At 68.3% G+C, this 511-nt stretch carries 1 protein-coding gene; it reads left to right on the top strand.

Annotation, left to right across the window (positions count from 1 at the left end):
- The coding region (locus AC5LUJ_RS11045) for a hypothetical protein (RefSeq protein ID WP_493464897.1) at positions 1 to 199 on the top strand (199 nt) is incomplete at its 5' end.
- Between the last annotated feature and the right edge of the window lie 312 nt (positions 200 to 511).

Here is a 511-nt window from a genome sequence, read left to right as displayed (position 1 = left end):
GCTTCGCGATATCGCCACAAAATCCGGTGTCGTCAAAGACGATCTGCTCGCGGATATGGTCCTCGAATTTTTCGACCACCTGCCACGGAGAGATCCGGTGAGAAAACTCCCCGGGAAAAAGGAATGGGACGCCCTGTTCAAGAGCAGGTATCCACGCCTCACCGGGGAGCGTATTCCGCTGAGAAAGATGGGTCGTTGAGCCGGGGCGCACCGGGTCGGGGATGTGCCAGCCGGGACCAGCCGGGGCCGTGGTGGGCACCCCGGCCGGACAGGCGGCGACAGCCCGGGCAGGCAGCGCCGGCCGGCATGACCCGTGACCGCATGCCGTCGGGAGCACGCGGCCGGGACGGATCCGGCGCGATCGTGAAACCCGCTGTGACGCCCGTCCGGTGGCTCACGCCCGTCGTCACAGCGCTCCTCACCGTGCTCCTCACAGCGCTCTTCGCCGCGTTCCTCGCCGCGCTGTTCGCTCTGCTGCCCGCCATCGGCGGCAGCGGTACCGGCCTCGGGC

This window comes from Protofrankia sp. CiP1_Cm_nod3, assembly GCF_982290655.1.
Note: the sequence above shows the minus strand (reverse complement) of the source record. Positions and strands in the feature narration are given on the sequence as shown.